Here is a 21086-nt window from a genome sequence, read left to right on the forward strand (position 1 = left end):
GGGCTGGAGCTCATCACGAACCGACAATAAACTGACCTTCAACCACTTAAAAGAAATACCTAAAAATAAGTACTTCCATAATCTTTTTGATGTCAAATCTAAAAATCGGATTGAGTTACACTGCAACCCAGTACAGGAAATTACCGGATTCTAAGAAAGTGGAAAGCTGGCATATGCAAACAAGAAATCGGGATCTTCCATATTTTTTTAACTTTACGTCAATAAAAACACACAACAATCCTATGAATTTTATGCTAAAAAGATTTTCACTCACATTCCTGATTATTCTGGGAATCACGGCCAATGCCTGTTCCGACCGGCAGGAGCCAACTATAGAACCGGAAGTTAAACTATCGCAAAAGGAATTCTCCTTCTCTGCAGAAGGAGAAACAAAAACCCTCACTGTTGAAACAAACATTCCGCTTGAAATGGAAGAGTCGGCCGAAGAATGGTGCACTACTACTGGAGATTTATCTGAAATCAAGGGAACTCTGCAGTTTGACATCAGCACAACAGCCAACAGCTCTGCAGACAATCGGTGGACCAACATCACCCTTCTGGGAACGGATTATGTTCGTGACATCAAAATAATACAAGCCGGAGCAGAGCAATCATCGGAAGATGAAGAAGAAACAGACATTGTAGAAGCAGAAGCCAGCCCGATCATCAAAAAACTGGGACTGGGATGGAACCTGGGTAACCAGCTGGACGCCCATAGCAATGGTGTTTCCAATGAAACCATCTGGGGAAATGACAAAACCACGCAGGAAGCTTTTGACAAAATTGCTGAAGCAGGTATTCATTCGGTTCGGATTCCCGTAACCTGGCTGGGACATATTGGCGAAGCTCCGGATTATACCATAGAAGAAAATTGGCTCAACAGAGTAGCTGAGGTCGTTGGATATGCCGAAAATGCAGGGCTCAATGCCATTGTCAATATTCATCACGACGGGGCTGACAGTCACTACTGGCTCGACATTAAAGGTGCTGCCACTGATGAAACAGTAAATACGCAGGTGAAGAACCAACTTTCTGCCATGTGGACACAGATTGCAGAAAAATTTAAAGACAAAGGAGACTTCCTGATTTTTGAATCGATGAACGAAATCCACGATGGCGATTGGGGCTGGGGTGACAACAGAACCGACGGAGGAGCGCAATATGCAACGCTCAATCAATGGAATCAGGTGTTTGTGGATGCAGTGCGCGCCACCGGAGGCAACAACAGCGATCGCTATTTGGGCGTTCCGGGCTATTGCACCAATCCCGAACTGACCATCGAACATTTCGAACTACCGGATGATGTGGTGGAAGACAGGCTGTTGATTGCCGTTCATTATTACGACCCGTATGAATATACCCTCAACGACAAATATTCGGAGTGGGGACACACCGCAGAGCCCTCCAAAAAGGAGAGTTACGGAGATGAGGCACACCTCAGGGAGGTCTTTAACAGTCTGAAGACAAAATTCACCGACAACGGAATCCCCGTCTATTTGGGAGAAGTGGGAAATGTCCACCGCAGCACCGAACGGGCCGAGTCTTTCCGGAAATATTATCTGGAATATATGTGCAAAGCCGCCAAAACTTATGGAATGGCACCTTTCTTCTGGGACAACGGAGCCACTGGTGCAGGGAAAGAGTGTTCGGGCATCATCAATCACAGTACGGGCGAATACATCAACAATGGTAAGGAGATTGTTGACGTAATGGTGAAAGCCATCACCACAGAGGATGAAGATTACACTTTACGAACGGTATATGACAATGCGCCTCAATAGGACTTCTCCTTCCCCTCGTTTCCGAACGAGGGGAAAACAGATAAGGTGGACTGGCTGTAATGAGAAAAATGAATTCACTGTGACAAGTTTTATTCCTTAATGGAATCACCCCGACAGAAACAAAAAAGGCACCCGCGCAGGTGCCTTTTTTTTGGTTTTACTTTAAAATAGATCAACTTATTTCCCACTTAAATCTTTAAGCGATTTCATGATAGAGTAGGTTGTTTGTTAACCAATATTGGATAATATATTATCAGTTTTTCCGCCCCCTGTAACGTCTCCGATACAACAAATAACCACTAATCACCACCATTACCCCGGCAAGTCCCACAAGAGGCACAATAAGAATATAAAAGTATAAACGAAAGTATAAGCCCCGGCCAGCGATGGAGCTTCTTAAAGATTTTTCCTTTTGCCATAAAATAAATGATTGCCCGAAAGCCTTCTTTGGAAATCTTCGAATCTCACATTCCCTCAATTCCGATTGAGAAACTCACAATCCGCCTGCGGCGACAGACTCTTCAACAATGTATAATGACAGCAGGCTCCAGTGCAAGTGAAAACAAGACCAAAACAATTAAAACTCCTCCCGGAAGTTTAGAGGCCCTTTCTAATCCAGCACGCTATTCAGAACAGCCTCTCCGTCTCTGATTTTTGAAGCCAAAGAACGGATGGTTGACTTTTTCACAATCTCTTCATAGCCGTTTCGCACAACTTTGTATTGATTATGCAACGGACAGGGATTATCGTCACTGCAATTCTTCATTCCGAAACCACAGCGGTGAAAGATCCCCTCTCCCTCAATTACTTTTACGATCTGGAATAGCGTAACATCGTCGTCATCATCCGAAAAAAAGAAACCACCACCACGGCCTTTGGCCGAGTGCAATAGTTTGCTTTTGGTCAATGCCTGCAAAATCTTAGCAGTAAACGCAACCGGAGCCTCAATATGATTGGCCACATCAGCAACTCCGGGACGTTTATGCTCCCAGTTTTGTAGTTGCACCGACACCATGGCGCGAATAGCATATTCCGAACTTTTTGACAACATTGTGCAAAATCTTTGGGTTTGAAGTGCTGCAAAGGTACTAATTTTTAGCAAAGTGCAGAGCGTGTCAGGCATGGAGCAGAGTGTATGGAGCATGGAGCTTATGGGCACTGCTCCTGCCCCTCGATTCCGATCGAGGGGCACACATCCCGTCGTCTCTAACGACAAACAACTAAAAGCAAATTTTCAAACAAGATACAATTCTTCATCTCAACCCGTCCTATTAGAAACTCATCGAGAGACAAGAACAAAAAAGCCCCTCGTGCTGAAACGAGGGGCCTGGAAAGTTGAAAAATCATCTATTTAATGTGAGGTCATAAATCATATTTCCATCCGCTGAAGCAAAGCAGTCTGCCGCTGAACATCTTCCGTAATGGCCTGAACAGAAATAGTGGCACCGGAAATGGCATCAATATTTTTGTTCACCTGAAGAGATTCTGACCCATCGTGACCTGCAAATTGCTTTAACCAGCCTCTGGACGTAATTTCATAACCATGCGTGGCCTGATAATTAAAGACTTTTACCACCTGAACACTTTTGTCAGCATCAAACAGAATAAAATAATCAAAATATTCACTGTTGCCTGCCGATTTAGCCTGAGTGGAACACCCTCCGGCCCGGCAACTGTTGACCCTCCCGGCATATACATATTTATATTGATCCCCGGCAGGAGAAATTTCGAAAAACTTTCCCATAGAAGTGGTCTGAATAGAGTCCGGAATACCTACCTCTGAAAGATTAGTAAATCCTGCAATTCCATCTTTGGCAAGGGCCCGTTCAAGGGCCCGATTCTGATATTCGGGTTGATCCTGGGCTAAAACCCATCCAAACATCAGGCCCAACAACACCAATAATCCACGCATTTTCATGGTTTTATTTTTTGCTTAAAACATTACCCCAAACCCGACATTGAAGGTCTTTTGGTATTCATCCTGATTGTCTGATTTAACAAACTGCATGTCGGCTTTAACCACAGCGCCTTGCGTAAGACTAAGTGTTAATCCGGTAGTGATAATATTTTTTTCGTAAGCCGGATTTTTACTGATATTATCCTCCACATCACTGTGCGTATCCAAATATTCGTACCGCAAAAAGGGCATCAGCTGTTTCTCTGTACTGTGAGATCTCAAAACATCGTAAGCTGCCTCCACATAATAACCGGTCATGGCGCTGCCCAAATCATTTAGCGTCCCATCCTCTGAGGTAAAAACATTGTATTCGTCCGTATTGGAGAGTCCGGCATAATAATACTGGCCACGTAACTGAAGTGCATTAATTGAGTATCGAGCATCAACACCAATCATGGAAACTCCCACTGCAGAAGAATCTGCCATTGCCAGGGCAGCATCATCACTTTCGCTTACCCCGTCATACAATGTCGTTTGTGTTTTGCCGAAATAACCTGACAAGCCGATATTCAAACCTCTGATACCGTAGTACTCAATTTTTCCTGTAAAATTGGGAGAACTAATGTAGGACTCAGCACCTTTTTGACGACCTTTCCGAAGTCCGTTTTTCCCGCCCAGATTGGCAGATCCGTCGAAACCATTGAATCCGTTCATAAGATAAGCCTGATACTTTAAGGAAGCTGGAAGAATATTCCCGGTTACTCCAAACCCAATTTCACGCCAGGTAGTGGGTGCAATGTATTTGTCAATCCATGGACGCTCAACCCCATGAAAGGTAGTTGGCTCATGGTACTCATTGACAATCCCCATGGGTACCAGCATCAGCCCTCCTCGCAAATTCACACTCCTGCTCAACTGATACTGAAGAAATGCCTGCTCGACATAAAGCTCTTTGACATGCTCAAATTCCAGTTCGGTAATAAATCTGGTTTTATCGCTAAAATTGTAACCAAACAGCATCACAATTCTGTGAACATCAAGTTTTCCGTTGTTTTTTGTATCGCCATCAAGTGGCTGATTGTAATGAACTTCTCCATATCCACCTACAACCAACTTACTGTCGTTCGACAATAAATTATCGGCAGCATTTTTATATATGTTGGTCTCCTCTGTGGCTTTTTGTGAATAACCCGGCACAGCCATCAAAACCAGCATCAAAAATAAAAACCCTCTCTTCATTGTATTACTTTTATTTGAACCCATTAAAATTAACGTTGCAAAACTACAATGATGGTAGGATTCCTAAAATCCCTAATTGTTGGGATTTTTTTGAAGGGAATGAATTAAAAGATACTTTATTAGGGAGTTACCTCCGGATTCTACCCCTGCCCCTATATTCCGATCGAGGGGCAAACACCCCGTCGTCTCTCACGACAAACAATAGCATACGAAGGTTCTGAAAGATACAATTCTTTTGTTCAACTTGTCTTGTGAGAGACTCGTCGGGAAACGATTAATAATGATAATCCTTAGTTTTACCTTGTTTTAAACAAACTCGTCGGGAGACGAGGGATAAGATAACCCTCTTTACAGTTTATTTCCTAAATTGCAGCTCCAAAAAGCAATACAATGACAAATACAAACAATAATACTCCCTTCCAATATTATTCCGCACGAACAAAAGAATACAGCGCACAATTAGCGAAACTGGCCCGGTATTTCCGCTTTACGGCTCCTGCCCGCCTGCTGACATTTGCAGGGCTTATCATTTCGGGCTTATGGTTCATCAAATCAAAGTTTGATGACACTTTTATCTGGCTTTCCCTGGGGTTTCTCGTTTTGTTTGTGCTGGCGGTTATCCGGGATTTGCAATTGGTGAAAAAACAACGGACACTGAAAGCACGGCTCAAGGTTAATGAAGACGAATTAAAATACCTGCAACACCAATTCAGCGAATTCGATGATGGCAGCGATCTGGCAGCAACTGCCCCGGAACTGTCCGGGGATTTTGACCTGTTTGGTGCCGGATCTCTTTTTCAATACCTGAATCGTTGTGTTACAGACCAGGGACGAACGCTTTTTGCCCATGAACTGACTAAGGGAAAAACGACCACCGAGGCCATCATAAAAAAACAGGAGAGCATCAAGGAGTTGTCCAAAACTCCGAAGTTCATAGAACATTTTCGCGCTTTAGGACTACAAACCAACATGGAGAAGGACGAAGTAAAGAGGCTGAAGGAGTGGCTCCAAAGTCCTGCACTCAAAATATCCGCGCTGAAATGGGCAGGCAGAATCTGGCCTTTTATGCTGACCGGATGGATTACTTTAACAGCACTGGGCTTTATCACTCCGAATCTTATTTTTATCCCCATCATAATACCACTTCTTATCGTTAGCCGCAAAAACAAAACCATACAGCAGGCACACAATCTGCTGGGACGAAGCGCCCAAACGCTGAAGAAACATGCATCATTAATCCAATTAGTGGAGAACCAACCTTTTTCATCGGAATTATTGAAATCGGTTCAACAACAGTTAGCCGTCAAGAACAAAACTGCCAGTGGCGCTCTCAAAGAACTTTTCAAATTGCTGGATCGGTTTGATCTCCGGCTCAATTTTATTATGGGGCCACTGTTAAACATTCTGTTTCTGTTTGATTTCCATATGCTGGTCAGTCTGGAAAAGTGGAAAGCTGCACACAAGAAATATGTTCCGGATTGGTTCGAAGCCATCAGCAAGCTGGATGCAATAACCGGCTTTGCTGTATTTGCCTTTAACAACCGGGACAAAACATCTTTCCCTGAAGTCATTGACACACCGTTCACCTACGAAGCCCTCGCACTGAAGCACCCGCTACTACCTGATGCGGAATGCGTGGCCAATGATATTTCTTTTTCCGGACAGCCCAAAATCCTGATTATCACCGGAGCCAACATGGCGGGGAAAAGCACTTTCCTGCGCACCCTTACGGTCAACCTCATTCTGGGAATGAGTGGTGCCCCTGTATGTGCACGACAAATGCGATTCTCGCCATGCGACATTCGGTCAAGCATCAACATCCGGGATTCACTCGCGCGCCATGAGTCATACTTCTATGCGGAACTTCAAAGGCTCAAGGGGATTGTTAATCATGTGAAAGCACAACCCAACACCTTTGTGGTGCTTGACGAGATCCTGCGCGGAACCAACAGTCTGGACAAACACAACGGGTCTTACGGACTACTGGAAAAACTCATCAGCCTCAAAGCCATTGTGGTCATTGCCACGCATGACCTGGGTATTGGAGAACTGGAAAAACAGTATCCCGGCACAGCCCACAACTATTGCTTTGAGGTGGAACTGGAAGGCGACCAACTGGCATTTGACTACAAATTAAAACCGGGTATCAGTCAGAAATTGAATGCGTCGTTTTTGATGACAAAGATGGGATTAACTTCAAGGATCTAAAATAGTTTTCAACACCTTAAAAGTCCACTATAAAAACATGGATCTACAATTGTGACATTAAATTACAATGCTGCATTAATCTTCTGCCCGTTGGTTTATTCCCCTTATCCACTCCCAATAGCCCCCCATCAAGAATAGGTTTACATTGGTTGCGATTTGACTTAATTTTACTTTTCAGATTAATCAGTTCCTGTAAAAGTAAAATATTCTTTTAAGTTCAATTCCTATGCAGCCATATACTTTTATTAAAAAGTTCCTTTTTGGAGTCCTACTTTCTTTATCGGGTTTATGGGCCAATGCTCAGAATATAACTTTAAACATTTCAGATGCATCCATCAATGAAACAGGGGGGATCGCAACTGTAACAGCTACAACTGACGTCACGAGTTTATCTAATATAATTGTAAATCTTGCCTTTTCAGGAACAGCCACCAACGGAACCGATTACACATCTGATAACCCCATCGTTATTCCTGCCGGTGCATTCTCTGAATTCATCGAAATCACAACACAGGAAGACACCCAGAATGAATTGGACGAATCCATTATAATTGATATTTCTTCTGTTATAAACGGAACCGAAAGTGGATTCCAGCAAGTATCAACAACCATTTTTGATAACGACCCGGAACCGACCGTCTCCATTTCAGCAAGTCCCATCTCCTTTGGTGAAAATGGAGGCTCTTCAACAATCACAGCATCCTTGTCCAATTCAACCTATCAACCCATTACCGTTTCCATTGAAGCAGTCAACGGAACAGCTTCGAATACCGATTACATTCTTACAAGTTCCGAGATTACCATTCCGGCAGGTGACCTTATGGCAACCACCTCAATCACTGGAACAGATGATGGTATTTCGGAAGGCAGTGAGACGCTCTCCATTGACATCACTGGTGTCTCTGCAGGAGCCACCGAAGACGGTACACAGTCTCAACCTCTCACCATTACAGACAATGAGAATGTCCCCACTGTTTCTATTTCTGCAAGTCCAACTTCTTTCTCAGAGAATAATGGTTCTTCCACTATCACAGCAACTCTTTCCGGAGTGTCTTCTCAGCCAATCACTGTCACCATTGAAGCAGTCAACGGAACAGCTTCGAATACCGATTACATTCTTACAAGTACCGAGATTACCATTCCGGCAGGTGACCTTACTGCAAACACTTCTATAACAGGATCAGATGATGGCATTTCGGAAGGCAGTGAGACGCTCTCCATTGACATCACTGGTATCTCTGCAGGTGCCACCGAAGACGGTACACAGTCCCAGCCTTTGACCATTATCGATGACGAGGGTACTCCAACAGTTTCTATTTCTGCAAGTCCAACTTCTTTCTCAGAGAATAATGGTTCTTCCTCTATCACAGCAACTCTTTCCGGAGTGTCTTCTCAGCCAATCACTGTCACCATTGAAGCGGTCAATGCAACAACTTCGAATACCGATTACATTCTTACAAGTACCGAGATTACCATTCCGGCAGGTGACCTTTCTGCAAACACTTCTATAACAGGAACAGATGATGGCATTTCGGAAGGCAGTGAGACACTCTCCATTGACATCACTGGTGTCTCTGCAGGTGCCACCGAAGACGGTACACAGTCTCAACCACTCACCATCACCGATGATGAAGGCGTTCCTACGGTTACCATTTCAGCCAGTTCTACGTCTTTCGCCGAAAACGCAAGCACCACGATCACCGCAACCCTTTCGAATCCTTCAACCCAGGATATTGTAGTCCATCTTCAGGTCAACAATCAAAATGCAGAACCGGAAGACTATACCGTGTCAGCCAATCCTGTGACCATCGAAGCCGGCAACACCACCGCTACCACCATAATCTCGGGGGTGGAAGATAATTTCTATGAAGGCAATGAGCATTTGAATATTTCCATCTCACACACATCCGGCGGGGCTGTGGATACAGGCAGCAATACGCCTGTTACGCTTTCCATTACAGACCTCCAAACACCTCCTTTGGTTTCACTCAGTGTGTCTCCAGCTTCCATCACGGAAAACGGAAGCTCCACCATCACAGCCACCTTATCCAATCCCACTTTTGAGGAGGTAACCGTCTCTCTCTCCTATTCAGGCGATGCCACCAGGGGAGAAGATTATTCGCTCAGTTCAACAAACATTGTCATCCCTGCCTTTTCATCATCAGCATCAGTCACACTTTCAGGCACAGATGACAATATCTATGAAACAACAGAAAACATATATGCATCCATATCAGCGGTTTCGGGCGGATCAGCTTCTAAAAACGGTACCCAACAACAAACCATCGTGCTCTCAGACAATGACAGCGCACCACTCGTTACCCTGAGTGCCTCTCCCTTGTCCATTTCAGAGAATAGCAATACAACACTTACCATTGCATTGAGCAATCCGACTTTCGAGAATGTTCTGGTCAATCTGGAAGCTTCCACTTCCGGTGCCTCAGAAAATGACTATATCCTCTCAGCCACATCTGTGACCATTCCGGCCGGAAGTGAAAATGCAACAACCACGCTGGAGGGCATTCCTGACAATATTTTTGAAGGAGATGAGGCGGTTGTCGTGAGCATCTCCGGAACAGGAGGAGGTGGGGCTTCCATTGACAACCCTCACGAGGTGACCATTACTATCGAAGACGCCCAGAGCATTCCCACCGTTTCTCTCTCTTTCACTGGCACACCTTTTTCGGAAAATGGCGGGACAGCATCCCTGATTGCGCAACTGAGCCATTCCAGTTACCAAACGGTTACGGTAAATATTGCTTATTCCGGAACCGCAAGCGCTTCTGATTATTCCGGTGAACAAGCACAAATAGTCATTCCGTCCGGGAATCTCTCCCAAAGCATCAGCATTGCAGGAGTCAATGATCTTACCGCCGAAGGAGACGAAACCATTGTAGTAACGATCTCCTCGGTCGAAAATGCTTTAGAAAATGGCATTCAGGAAGTGTCTGCCACCATACTCGACGACGACGTCCCTGGGATCAGACCAACCATTTTTGATGCCAATACAATTACCTCCGAAAATGGATTGTCAGACTCGTTTACAATTCAGCTCAACACCCAACCATCTTCCAACGTAGTAGTGGAAATAACCGGACTGGACAATTCGGAAGGAGCTTTAAGCACCACCGAAATCACTTTTACCCCTCAAAATTGGAATGAAGCACAGTTGATTACCATAACAGGAGTTGACGACAACGAAGTAGATGGCAACATTACCTATACACTCACACTAACCGTGGATGATACTCAGTCCGATGCAGCCTACCACGGCATTGAAACAACCGTAGAGGTGACCAACAACGACAATGACAGTGCCGGGTTCGACCTGAATATCACCAACTCCCATACACAAACCAATGAATCGGGAACCCGCGATGTTTTCACTGTTGTTTTGCTGAGTCAGCCCACTTCTAATGTTGTTTTTGCCATTTCGGGGCTGGACGAAACCGAAGGCGCTTTAAGTAGTTCAGCACTCACCTTTACTCCCCAGAATTGGAATACTCAACAAACAGTTACCATCACTGGTGTGGATGACGATGAAGTGGATGGCAATATTGATTATACACTTACCGTAGCGGTGGTCGATGAACAATCGGATGCCACCTACCACGGTCAGAGTGAAACACTTTTGGTAACCAATATTGATGACGATCTGGCCGGGTTGGTAGTCTCGACAACCAACGAAACACTTACAACTGACGAAACAGAAACAAGCAGCTCTTTTGAAGTCTCCTTAAGCAGCCGTCCGGCTTCGGAAGTGGTCATTTCCATCTCCGGATTAGACACATCCGAAGGAAGCCTGGACAAAGAGCAGCTCACCTTTACCCCTGACAACTGGAGCCAGCCTCAAACGGTCACCCTCACAGGTCTGGATGATTTCCTGGTGGATGGCGACATCAGTTTCACTCTTTCTCTGACTGTGGAGAACAGCCTTTCCTCGTCTGATTATCATGATTTAACCACCGAAATATCAGCCACCAACACAGATAATGATGAAGCTGCCATAGTGATTACTCTTGCCAATGATGAACTCCACACTTCGGAAGACGGCACTCCGGACAGCTTCACCGTTCGCCTCAACAGTCAGCCCATTAATCAGGTGGTCATAAATATTTCAGGGACCGATGCCTCAGAAGGAACACTAAATACAAACGAGCTCATCTTTTCTGAAGAAAACTGGAACACAGAACAAACAATAACAATTACAGGAGTGGACGATGAAGCAGTGGATGGAGATATTCGATACACCCTTACACTCACCGTTGACTCTGACAATTCGGATGGTTCATACAGAGATCTCTTTTCATTGGTCGAAGTACTAAATACAGATGATGATGAAGAAGTGAGCAACCATGCTCCGACCCCCGGCGATGACACCTACGAGATGCTGCGTTACGACACGCTGGAAGGAAGTTCTTTGCTGGACAATGACAGTGATCCGGACGACGACACTTTCTACATTGAAAGGACGCCTACAGTCTTTCCTCAAAACGGGACAATAACCATATATGACGATGGGACTTTTATTTACATCCCTGATCCGGAATTTACCGGCACCGATTCCTTTGAGTACGGTATTTGCGACAACGGAACTCCCACCCTGTGTGCTACTGCAACTGTTACCATCACGGTAAATGATCGTTTTATGGATCCGGGTGGTGACACTGATGGCGACGGTATTCCCGATGCAACAGAGGGAGATGACGATTGCGACAATGACAGTTACCCGGACTGGATTGACCCGGATGGCTGCTATGAGGAGTTTCAGGTCACACAAGGCTTCTCTCCAAACGGCGACGGGCTCAATGATGAGCTAACCCTTGGAGCATTCAAAGATTACAACCGTGTGGGAATTGTGGTTTTCAGCCGCTGGGGAGAAGTGGTGTATGAAAACAACAACTTCAGAAGTGGTGACTCCTGGGATGGCACAGCAACCTCCGGCTTTAATAAAGGAGAAAAACTTCCCTCAGGAACTTATTATTATGTCATTACCATTTACGATATCAACAAAAAACTGAACGGATATTTTTATATCGCGAGATAACAAAAGAAATATACAATCATGCGGCCAACAAAAAAATACATTCTCAGAAACATACATCTGTGGCTGTTTCTGCTGATAACCGGGTTGACATCAATGGCATCGGCACAGCAGGAACCCCAATACACCCAATATATGTTCAATACCATGAGCGTGAATCCTGCCTATACCGGAACCCGCGATGCGCTTAGCGCCACATTTCTCACCCGACATCAATGGGCCGGCATGGACGGAGCTCCGCGCACCTATGATTTCTCTGTCCATACCCCGCTTAACAACTACAATATGGGTGTAGGCTTCTCGGTCGTATCGGACAATTACGGTCCTGTCAAGAATTTATTCTTTAACGTCAACTATGCCTATCGGGTCAGACTGTCTCAAAATACCATCCTCTCCATGGGCATAAAGGGGAGTTTATATAATTACCACGTCAATTTGAGCGGACTCGATACTGATGTTGCAGACCCGGCTTTTGACAAGGACCTGGAGCAAAAATTCAGTCCGGGTTTCGGCGCAGGAATATACCTCTATTCCGATAAATTCTATGCAGGTATTTCCGTACCCCGACTTCTGGAAACAGACCTGAACGGGAACCAGTCCACAACCGGAAAAATCGCAGAATTAAAGCGTCACTATTACTTCATGACCGGAATCGTACTGGGCAACAAAGACTCATTCCGATTCAGACCCTCACTTATAACCAGGGCAGTGGAAGGAGCCCCCTTTTCCGCAGAAATCACAGGTCAGTTTATTTTCAATCAGATGATATGGGCAGGCGTCTCCTACCGAACCAATAAGGCCGTTGCAATGTTGGCGGGAGTCAGAGTTTCTCCACAATTGATGGTCGGTTACGCCTTCGACTTTCCTGTTGCTCAGCTAAAACCCTTTGATAGTGGAACACATGAAGTGGTCATCAGCTATGATTTCAAAGGATTCATGAGAGAAAAACTGGTTTCTCCAAGATATTTTTAAATTTACAACGCATAAATTCAGTTTCCCTGATGTTTAGAACACTCTCCATAATATTCTTTTTTATTTCCATCTCAACACTTTTCGGCCAGGACCGGGAGCAGTTTCAACATATCGTACCCTCTTCCGGAAAATCAGGCAAAGCCATTCGTGCTTTCAACGACATGGCATACCCCAAAGCCATCAGAATATTTGAAGACCTCCTTCAGGAAGGGGAACTTAACAACTCCGAAAAAGGGCTTCTTGCCGTGACCTATTACCGCTTGAACGAGCCAGTCAAAGCCGCTTATGTATTTACTCAGATTGGGGAAGAAAATCTCTCCGGCGAATTTCTTTACACCTATGCCAGGGCCCTTCAGACATTGGGCAAATACCGTTCGGCCGAACGGATCATGAAACGATATGCACGGGAAAATCCGGATGACACACGAGCCCGAAAACAAATCAACACCCTTAGCTTTGTAAACTCTGCCACCGCCACCAAACGCTACGAGATAAGCCTGCTCGATATCAACAGCTCAAATTCAGATTTTGGTCCTTTTATGTCCAACGGAACCTTATTTTTTGCATCCGACAGAGATTTGGAAACAGCCATCAAACGAAGAACCGCCCGCGATCACAAACCATATCTCAATGTCTTTAAGTCAGTCAGTCAGGGCCAGGGTTTCTCACAACCCGAGCTCCTCTTTCCAAAACTCAAATCCATCTTTCATGACGGGCCCCTATGTTTCAATGCGGATGGAACAGAAATTTTTCTTACACGCAACACCTTCCATTCGGTCTTTAAGCAGAAAGGTAATGACGACTACAACCGGCTGATGATTATCCATTTCTCGCGCGATGCAAATAACAAATGGAACTCCCCTACAGAGCTGCCTTTAAACGAACCCGGCTCATCCAGCGGGCACCCTTTTCTGACACCGGATGGCAAACGTCTCTGGTTCACTTCCAACCGTGAAGGAGGGTTCGGAGGAAGTGACATCTGGTATGTGGATCGTTCCCCGGATGGATGGCATCGACCTGTTAATGCAGGGAAAGAAATCAATACCGAAGGGGATGAGATGTTCCCATTTGAAGACCAAAACGGGATCCTCTATTTTTCTTCCGATGGCCACCTGGGAATGGGTGGGCTCGACCTGTTCATGGCAAAAAAAACAGAGGGAAAATATGTCACCAAAAACATGGGACACCCAATCAACTCCGGGAAAGATGATTTCTCCATATTTGTAAATGACGATGGAAAAACCGGATTCTTTGCATCCAACCGACCGGGAGGTCAGGGCGATGACGATCTTTACCACTTTACCATCATTAAGCCTGTGGTGTTTGAAGAGGATGCCTCTCTGCAAGGCCTGAAAAATCAGAATCAATTGCCATTCAGAATAATCGATCAGGAAACCGAAAATCCGATAGAAAATGTGGATGTAGGAGTACTTGATAACCGGGGACAATATATGGGAAAAGCAATCTCTGATAAGGAGGGGGAATTCATCATCAATGGATCCACAAAAGGAGAAGTTACCGTCATGGCTGCCGCCGAGTTCTATTACCCTTACGAAAAGACCCTTCCGGTCACGGAAAGTCCTGTTGTAATCAGGTTAAATCCTATTCCGCTTTATGGAATCCATGGCCAGATTACACGATCTGACAATGGATCTCCCCTTTCTGATGTGACCATTACCGTTGCTTCGGCATCGCGCGACACCAGAACATTTAAGACCGATTCGGAGGGAAGATTCCGAATCAGGCTGCACCCTTACTCCAATTACAAACTGGAATTCAGCAGAACCGGGTTTACCTCCATTCAAACCAACTATTCTACCTTTTCAAAAAACACAGGGTACCAGAATCTGAATCTAACTGTTTCTTTAAAAATGAGACCTGCTTTTTAGCCTGCCATGTAAATCAGACAAACAAGATATAAACAAGCTGAAAGCCTGATAGCAACAGCCCAGGGCGTTGCCCTGGGTTTTGAGGTATCTCTCAAGCTCCCTCTCATTATTGGTCGCGACGCGACCAATAATGAGAGGGGAAATTATTACAATTTCCCTGGGGCGCTGCCCCAGGCTATTGCTCTCAGGCCGTTGGCCTGTTGAAAAATCGTTTTTGAGAGAAAAACCGTTGCCATCAGGAGAATTCATCCCAATTAAAACCGCAATAAGTAACAATAAAAGCAGATCCTTTTCTTGCTTGAATGCCTTCACCCATTCAGGACTCTATTTTGAACACATTTATTTGTCATAGGACACTGCATCAGACTATTGATTAAAGACTTTCGGCCTTTTAAAAACATATGAATTTAAGTCAGGCTACCTTCGGCTTAAACGAGGTTAAACTCTTTGATAAAGTCTTTTAGGCGCTGCCATTAGCCGGGATTATTTTTGAATAACCCTGCTAATGGCAGCACCACAAAAATCAGCAAAACAATTTTAATCTTTCCCGGTGTTTTGTATTTTTATGGCAAAACACAAATATTATGAACGAATTATTTACTTCCGCCTTTTGGTCAAAACTTTTAGACAGCACCCTGAATTGGACAATCAATGAACTACCGGGCATTTTCATCCTCATCATTGCACTTACGATAATGCTGAGGGTAGTAAAATTTTCCATCTCCCGGTTGAAAAAGATTCTTCTGAAAAGAGCGGAAAATGACAAAACTGTAGATGTGGCTGAAGCAGAAAAACGGATTCTCACACTTACCGGCATAATTTTGGGAGCCGTTCGCATTGTATTGATGACGGTATTTATCATCATGCTTTTAAGTAAGTTTTCCATCGATGTAGGCCCCCTGATTGCAAGTGCCGGAATACTTGGACTGGCAATAGGTTTTGGTGCTCAGGAACTGGTGCGTGATTACATTTCCGGATTCTTCATGCTTCTGGAAGACCAGATTCGCACCGGCGATGTGGCCATCATCAATGGCACCGGAGGACTGGTGGAGAAGATAGAATTGCGCACCATCTCGCTCAGAGACTTCAACGGAACGGTACATATTTTTCAGAATGGAAAAATAAGTACCCTTGCCAATATGACCAAAGAGTGGTCTGCCATGGTATTTGATATTGGTGTCGCATATAAAGAAGATGTCGATCAGGTTATGCAAATCATGAAAGAAGTGGGAGAAGACCTGCAGAACGATCCCGAACATGGAAAAAACATTCTTGAACCCATTGAAATTTTCGGATTGGATAAATTTGGCGACAGTGCACTGGTAATCAAAGCGCGACTCAAAACCCGTCCCATCACTCAATGGAGTACCGGACGTGAATACCGGAGACGGCTGAAGATTGCCTTTGACAAGCAGAATATTGAAATTCCATTCCCACACACCACTGTTTACTGGGGCGAGGAAATCAATCCACTTAAACTATCCATGGACCAAAAAGAAAAATAAATTCTTTTTACTTAGTTTCTGTCCATAAACAGCTCTAAAAACAGAATTTGCTTAGTTTATGGACAGGATACTTAACCATGTTTATTCTGCAACAAAGCCCGGGGTATTGCTCCGGGCTATTGTTTTTCAGGCTCCTAACTTGTTAATTCATTCCCTGCTTTTTGTAATCAATGAGTAGCACAAAAGTTATTGATCCATAAAAGATTTTCCAATGTCGGATGGAATTCATCCTGAACATTCGGGACTCGTTTCATTCCCCAATTTGATTAAACATCCATTTCCCTCCGTTAACTTCCGTGCACTTCCCATAAGAATAATTCACACTTTCAAGTTTGTATTGTTTTTTTCCTATTTTTGCTAATCCTAATTATTCCAACTGAAAACCAAAACATTTCAAAAAAAGTTACGTATAAACTTTAAAGGTTTATTCTCTATAACTTTTTTTAACCCTTTCCCTTAACCTGAATGCATTATTTTGCATCCTACTTTCTTCTTGTCTTTTCGGGAAGAAAGATTTTTTATGCAATAACAAAAGATGATATTATTTGACTATTAAAACTACCCCGTAATGAGAAACTCTACAACCCGTCTTTTCTTTTTTGCTGCATTGCTTACTTTTTTTGCAACTGCCAATTCCGTTGCCCAGGTAGGACAGGAATTTTGGTTCGTGGCACCGGAAGTAACCTCCAATCATGGAGATGATCCGGTAGTGTTCAGAATAACCGCTTTTGATCAACCAGCCTATGTGGAGATATTTCTGGGAACGGATCAGACCAATCCCATCGCCCAGTTTACAGTCCCGGCAAACTCACAATACACCTACGAAGGGCCGAACAACCAAACTTTCAAAGACTTAATTGAAAACAAGCCGTATAACCAGATCAACGATATGGGAATTCATATCGTTTCAGATCAGGACATTTCGGTTTATTACGAGGTTACTGACACAAACAACCCTGATAAATTCACGCTTAAAGGTGAAAATGCTTTAGGAACAGAGTTTTTTGTACCTTCTCAGGACGAGTTCTACAACCATCACTTTGATACTCCTGCAAGAGAACGCATTGATATTGTTGCTACTGAAGACGACACTGAAGTTACCATCGACCTTACCGGTGACGTCAATGGACATTCGGCCGGGGAAACCATCACAGTAACATTAGACCGTGGACAGACTTATTCCATTTGGGCTTTAGGAGAAGATGAAGCAGATCAATTGGGAGGAACTTATATTGCATCAAACCACCCCATTGCAGTAACAATATCTGATGACTCCATTCAAAGAGACGGAACCGGCCCCCACGACTTAATCGGAGACCAACTCATACCCACCGATGTCATCGGAACAGAATACATCGCAATGAACACCATGTACGGCCAAAAGGACCAAAGAAATTCCTGGACTCCGGAGGAACCTATCAAAACAGATCAAAAGATATACATTTTAGCCACCGAGGATGACACCAATATAGCGCTTAACAATAGCGGAGGCGTTGACATTACACTGGATAAAGGAGAGTCCTATTCCCTTGATATTGCATTAGATGAGAATGCTGTACACATCAATAGTGACAAGCCCGTTTACGTTTACCATGTCACCGGTATCCCCGACAGGTGGGAACCACATGTCCCGGACGGCAAAGAGTTAGGTAGTGCTATCCTACCCCCTATCACATGTACCGGATCAACAAGAATCTCTTTTACCAGAGTTCTGGAAGAACGTTTTTGGGTTCAGATAATGACCAAAGATTCGAACAAGGGAAGTTTTACGCTGGAGGATAACAACGGGGTTGAGGTAACCGGTTATTTTAACGACCCCTCTGTTGTAAACTGGGTAACAGTCCCCGGAACCGAGACCTTTGCTGACCCCTGGGTTACCGCAGTTATAAAAATGGGAGACGGTACTGACGGCCTTTCCACCACAAATCCTTATACAATCAGTAATCCCGGTCTATTTCACATGAGTATTCTGGACGAAAACAACAGCAGTATGAGCTTCGGTTATTTCTCCAGTTTTAGCTCCTTAAGAATCAAAGGCCCGGATATTTTCTGCGCAAGCGATGGAAGCATAACATTGGAAACACAGGAACCAATGAATGATTACGAATGGGTCCATTATGTAGATGAATTTACCACCGAGAATTTGGGAAACGCCCCTTCAATAGTTGTAGAGGAGCCGGGAATTTACGGACTTACTGCCTCTTCAGCCATTGACCCGCAATGTGTGCTGGAAGATGTTATAGAAATTCAATCCGTCACCCCGGATTTCACCATTGAAGGAGATACCGTTTTATGCCCGGGAGAGCCCATTGAATTTGAAGTAATTGCAGAGGAAGATTACATCTACACCTGGCCCGACGGAAGCACAGGAACCACCTACACCATTCCTGAAGGACTGGAAGCCGATGAAGAAATAGAAATTGCGCTAACGGCAACCTATGAAATATCTGCCAACAATGATGTTTGTACCACTACAGACATCACAACAGTTAAAGCCCGTACCATTCCGGTGGTAGAATGGAATGTTGAAGCAGATGCCATTTGTCTTGGCGACACCTTAAAAGCAGAAATTATTTCCGGCGAGGACTTAATTCTTGAATATCAATGGTATCTCGATGGTACACTTGTAGAAAATTACAACGAACCCTACATTGTCCCAACACAGTCGGGAGTCGAATACTCCCTTACAGTGGTTACCAAAGAGCAGTGTGATGTAAATAAAACAAAACAACTAACCGTTCATGCACTGCCCGACATTGACATCACTGATGAGGCAGTCTGTCCGGGAGCATCACATACTTTCACTTTGGATGCCGGCTTTACCAACTACATCTGGCAAGGGGCAGGTCGCGGGACCACACTTTCTCAAACCCATGAACTCACAATGAATCAGACCGACTCGGTGTATGTTCAGGTTGAAGATGCCAATGGATGTATCAACCAGGACAGCGCTTTTTTTGAGGTTTACAACGAACAGGTATTTTCTTTTGGTGCCGACACAAGTGTTTGTATCGGAAACTCCATAGACATTGAGATCCATGACAATTTCTCGAATTATCAATGGGAATTTGAAGGAACATCATTAACCACCACTCCTGATCACATTTATTCAATTGGAACTGCTGATAACTCTCATGAAGGAACCTACTCCATTACCGCCGTTGATGAAAACGGATGTAACGTATCCGGATCCTTTAATCTGGATGTTCAGGATGTACCCCCTATCGGTATTGCCCAGGAAGCAAGCATTTGCAATGATGATGAAGCCAACCTGATTAAAATCGGGGTGGAAAATCCCCTTTATACCTCTTTCGAATGGGTGGAGGACAGTGACCCGACAAACATTCTTAGTACCAACAACTACTTGCTTATCGACGATGCCGGAACTTATCGTCTGACTGCAACTCAGGACAATGGTTGTTCAAACACCGCAACAACTACAGTAACCTCATGGTCAAGCCCCACTTTTAATATCCCTGATGAAACATTTTGCCCAAACGAGGAAGTCAGGCTGGCATTGGATGAAACGGTACATAGCTGGCAATCTCCACAAACCAATGCTGCTGATAAGACACCACGAGATTACAAATGGTACACGATAAATAAAGACGATGAATTAGAGCTTTATTACGAGGGGGATGATTTGGGAGATGCTGCAGCCGGAAACCCTGAAGCAGGAGTTTACTTTCTGGAAGTGCATGATGCTGTTTGTAAGTATATCGACGAAGTGGAAATCTCCTATCATGAACTGACAAATGTGGAGTTGGAGGATGCCGAATTCTGTGACAACGATTCTTATACGTTGGAAATTCCCACGGCTTTAACCCCGGAAGTTACTACCTATCACTGGAGTCAGGATGGGACTACCAATGAGGGAAATCCTGACTTAAACTGGACTGTAACAGATGAAGGAGAATACACCCTTAATATTACGGACAACAATGGCTGCACCAACGAGGGAACAATGACCCTCAGCCACCTTCCGGCCCCAAAATTCGTACTGGGAGCCGACGATGACAAGTGCCTGTATGACACCCTGATGGTAATGACCGAACCCTCTTTCACCCGCTACGAATGGAATGGAAATACAGACGATGGTCAAACCAATGTCTTTAAAACCGAAGCAGCAGGTCTCAATTTAACTTTCTCGCTGCAGATATGGGATGAAAACGGATGTACAGCCACCGAAACTGCTAATATTGATGTTTTTGAATTACCGGTTGTAGATCTGGGGGAAGACAGAGAGGAGTGTCCCGGACATGAGATTACGCTTACAGTGGATCCCTTTAAAGAAATCTACTGGAACTCATACCAGCAAAATGTTACTTCCATTACCGTGGGTAATGGTAAACACAAAGTAAAAGTAGTGGACGACAACGGTTGTATTTCGGAAGATTCCATGACCTTTACCTGGCGAAAGTTGCCCAATGTGGACCTGGGACCTGATGAATTTATCTGCCCGGTGGATTACCCTGTGCAGATAGAAGCAGAGGAAGGATTTAACGACTATACCTGACACAACGGCGAAAAGGGGCGGTTTATTACAGCCGA

The 21086-nt window shown here is 44.4% G+C and carries 11 protein-coding genes; 7 read left to right on the forward strand and 4 right to left on the reverse strand.

Translation table 11 applies throughout. The features are described 5' to 3' along the window. Positions 1-251 precede the first annotated feature (251 nt). Positions 252-1781: a cellulase family glycosylhydrolase gene (locus BY457_RS14225; RefSeq protein ID WP_258176748.1), complete on the forward strand. Its 1530-nt coding sequence runs from the start codon at positions 252-254 to the stop codon at positions 1779-1781. A gap of 610 nt (positions 1782-2391) precedes the next feature. Here the strand turns inward: BY457_RS14225 and BY457_RS14230 are convergent. The 3 genes from BY457_RS14230 to BY457_RS14240 form a co-directional block, all read right to left on the reverse strand. Next, positions 2392-2832: an RrF2 family transcriptional regulator gene (locus BY457_RS14230; RefSeq protein ID WP_106153995.1), complete on the reverse strand. Its 441-nt coding sequence runs from the start codon at positions 2830-2832 to the stop codon at positions 2392-2394. Between the two features lie 318 nt (positions 2833-3150). Beyond that, entirely contained in the window at positions 3151-3693 is a 543-nt protein-coding gene (locus BY457_RS14235) for an FMN-binding protein (protein ID WP_258176749.1), read from the reverse strand. A gap of 21 nt (positions 3694-3714) precedes the next feature. Next, positions 3715-4917: a hypothetical protein gene (locus BY457_RS14240; RefSeq protein ID WP_106153997.1), complete on the reverse strand. Its 1203-nt coding sequence runs from the start codon at positions 4915-4917 to the stop codon at positions 3715-3717. Positions 4918-5307: 390 nt separating this feature from the next. On the opposite strand from BY457_RS14240, the gene BY457_RS14245 reads away from it, so the two are divergent. The 4 genes from BY457_RS14245 (at position 5308) to BY457_RS14260 (ending at position 15030) form a co-directional block, all read left to right on the forward strand. Further along, positions 5308-7125 (forward strand): MutS-related protein, encoded by a 1818-nt coding sequence (locus tag BY457_RS14245; protein ID WP_106153998.1) that lies wholly within the window; start codon positions 5308-5310, stop codon positions 7123-7125. Between the two features lie 226 nt (positions 7126-7351). Continuing rightward, positions 7352-12172 (forward strand): Calx-beta domain-containing protein, encoded by a 4821-nt coding sequence (locus BY457_RS14250; protein WP_106153999.1) that lies wholly within the window; start codon positions 7352-7354, stop codon positions 12170-12172. Between the two features lie 18 nt (positions 12173-12190). Next, positions 12191-13141 (forward strand): PorP/SprF family type IX secretion system membrane protein, encoded by a 951-nt coding sequence (locus BY457_RS14255; protein ID WP_106154000.1) that lies wholly within the window; start codon positions 12191-12193, stop codon positions 13139-13141. A 29-nt stretch (positions 13142-13170) separates the two neighbouring features. Then, complete coding sequence (locus BY457_RS14260) at positions 13171-15030, forward strand: carboxypeptidase regulatory-like domain-containing protein (protein WP_106154001.1); 1860 nt, start codon at positions 13171-13173, stop codon at positions 15028-15030. On the opposite strand, the gene BY457_RS14265 is transcribed toward BY457_RS14260, so the two are convergent. Continuing rightward, entirely contained in the window at positions 15007-15342 is a 336-nt protein-coding gene (locus BY457_RS14265) for a hypothetical protein (RefSeq protein WP_106154002.1), read from the reverse strand. The genes BY457_RS14260 and BY457_RS14265 overlap by 24 nt on opposite strands. Before the next feature lie 272 nt (positions 15343-15614). On the opposite strand from BY457_RS14265, the gene BY457_RS14270 reads away from it, so the two are divergent. Then, positions 15615-16535, forward strand: a complete 921-nt coding sequence (locus BY457_RS14270; protein WP_106154003.1) for a mechanosensitive ion channel family protein — start codon at positions 15615-15617, stop codon at positions 16533-16535. Between the two features lie 568 nt (positions 16536-17103). Continuing rightward, entirely contained in the window at positions 17104-21051 is a 3948-nt protein-coding gene (locus BY457_RS14275) for an IgGFc-binding protein (protein ID WP_258176750.1), read from the forward strand. Positions 21052-21086: the final 35 nt, after the last annotated feature.

The organism is Marinilabilia salmonicolor, from assembly GCF_003003035.1.
In the GTDB taxonomy this organism is placed as follows: Bacteria; Bacteroidota; Bacteroidia; order Bacteroidales; family Marinilabiliaceae; genus Marinilabilia; species Marinilabilia salmonicolor_A.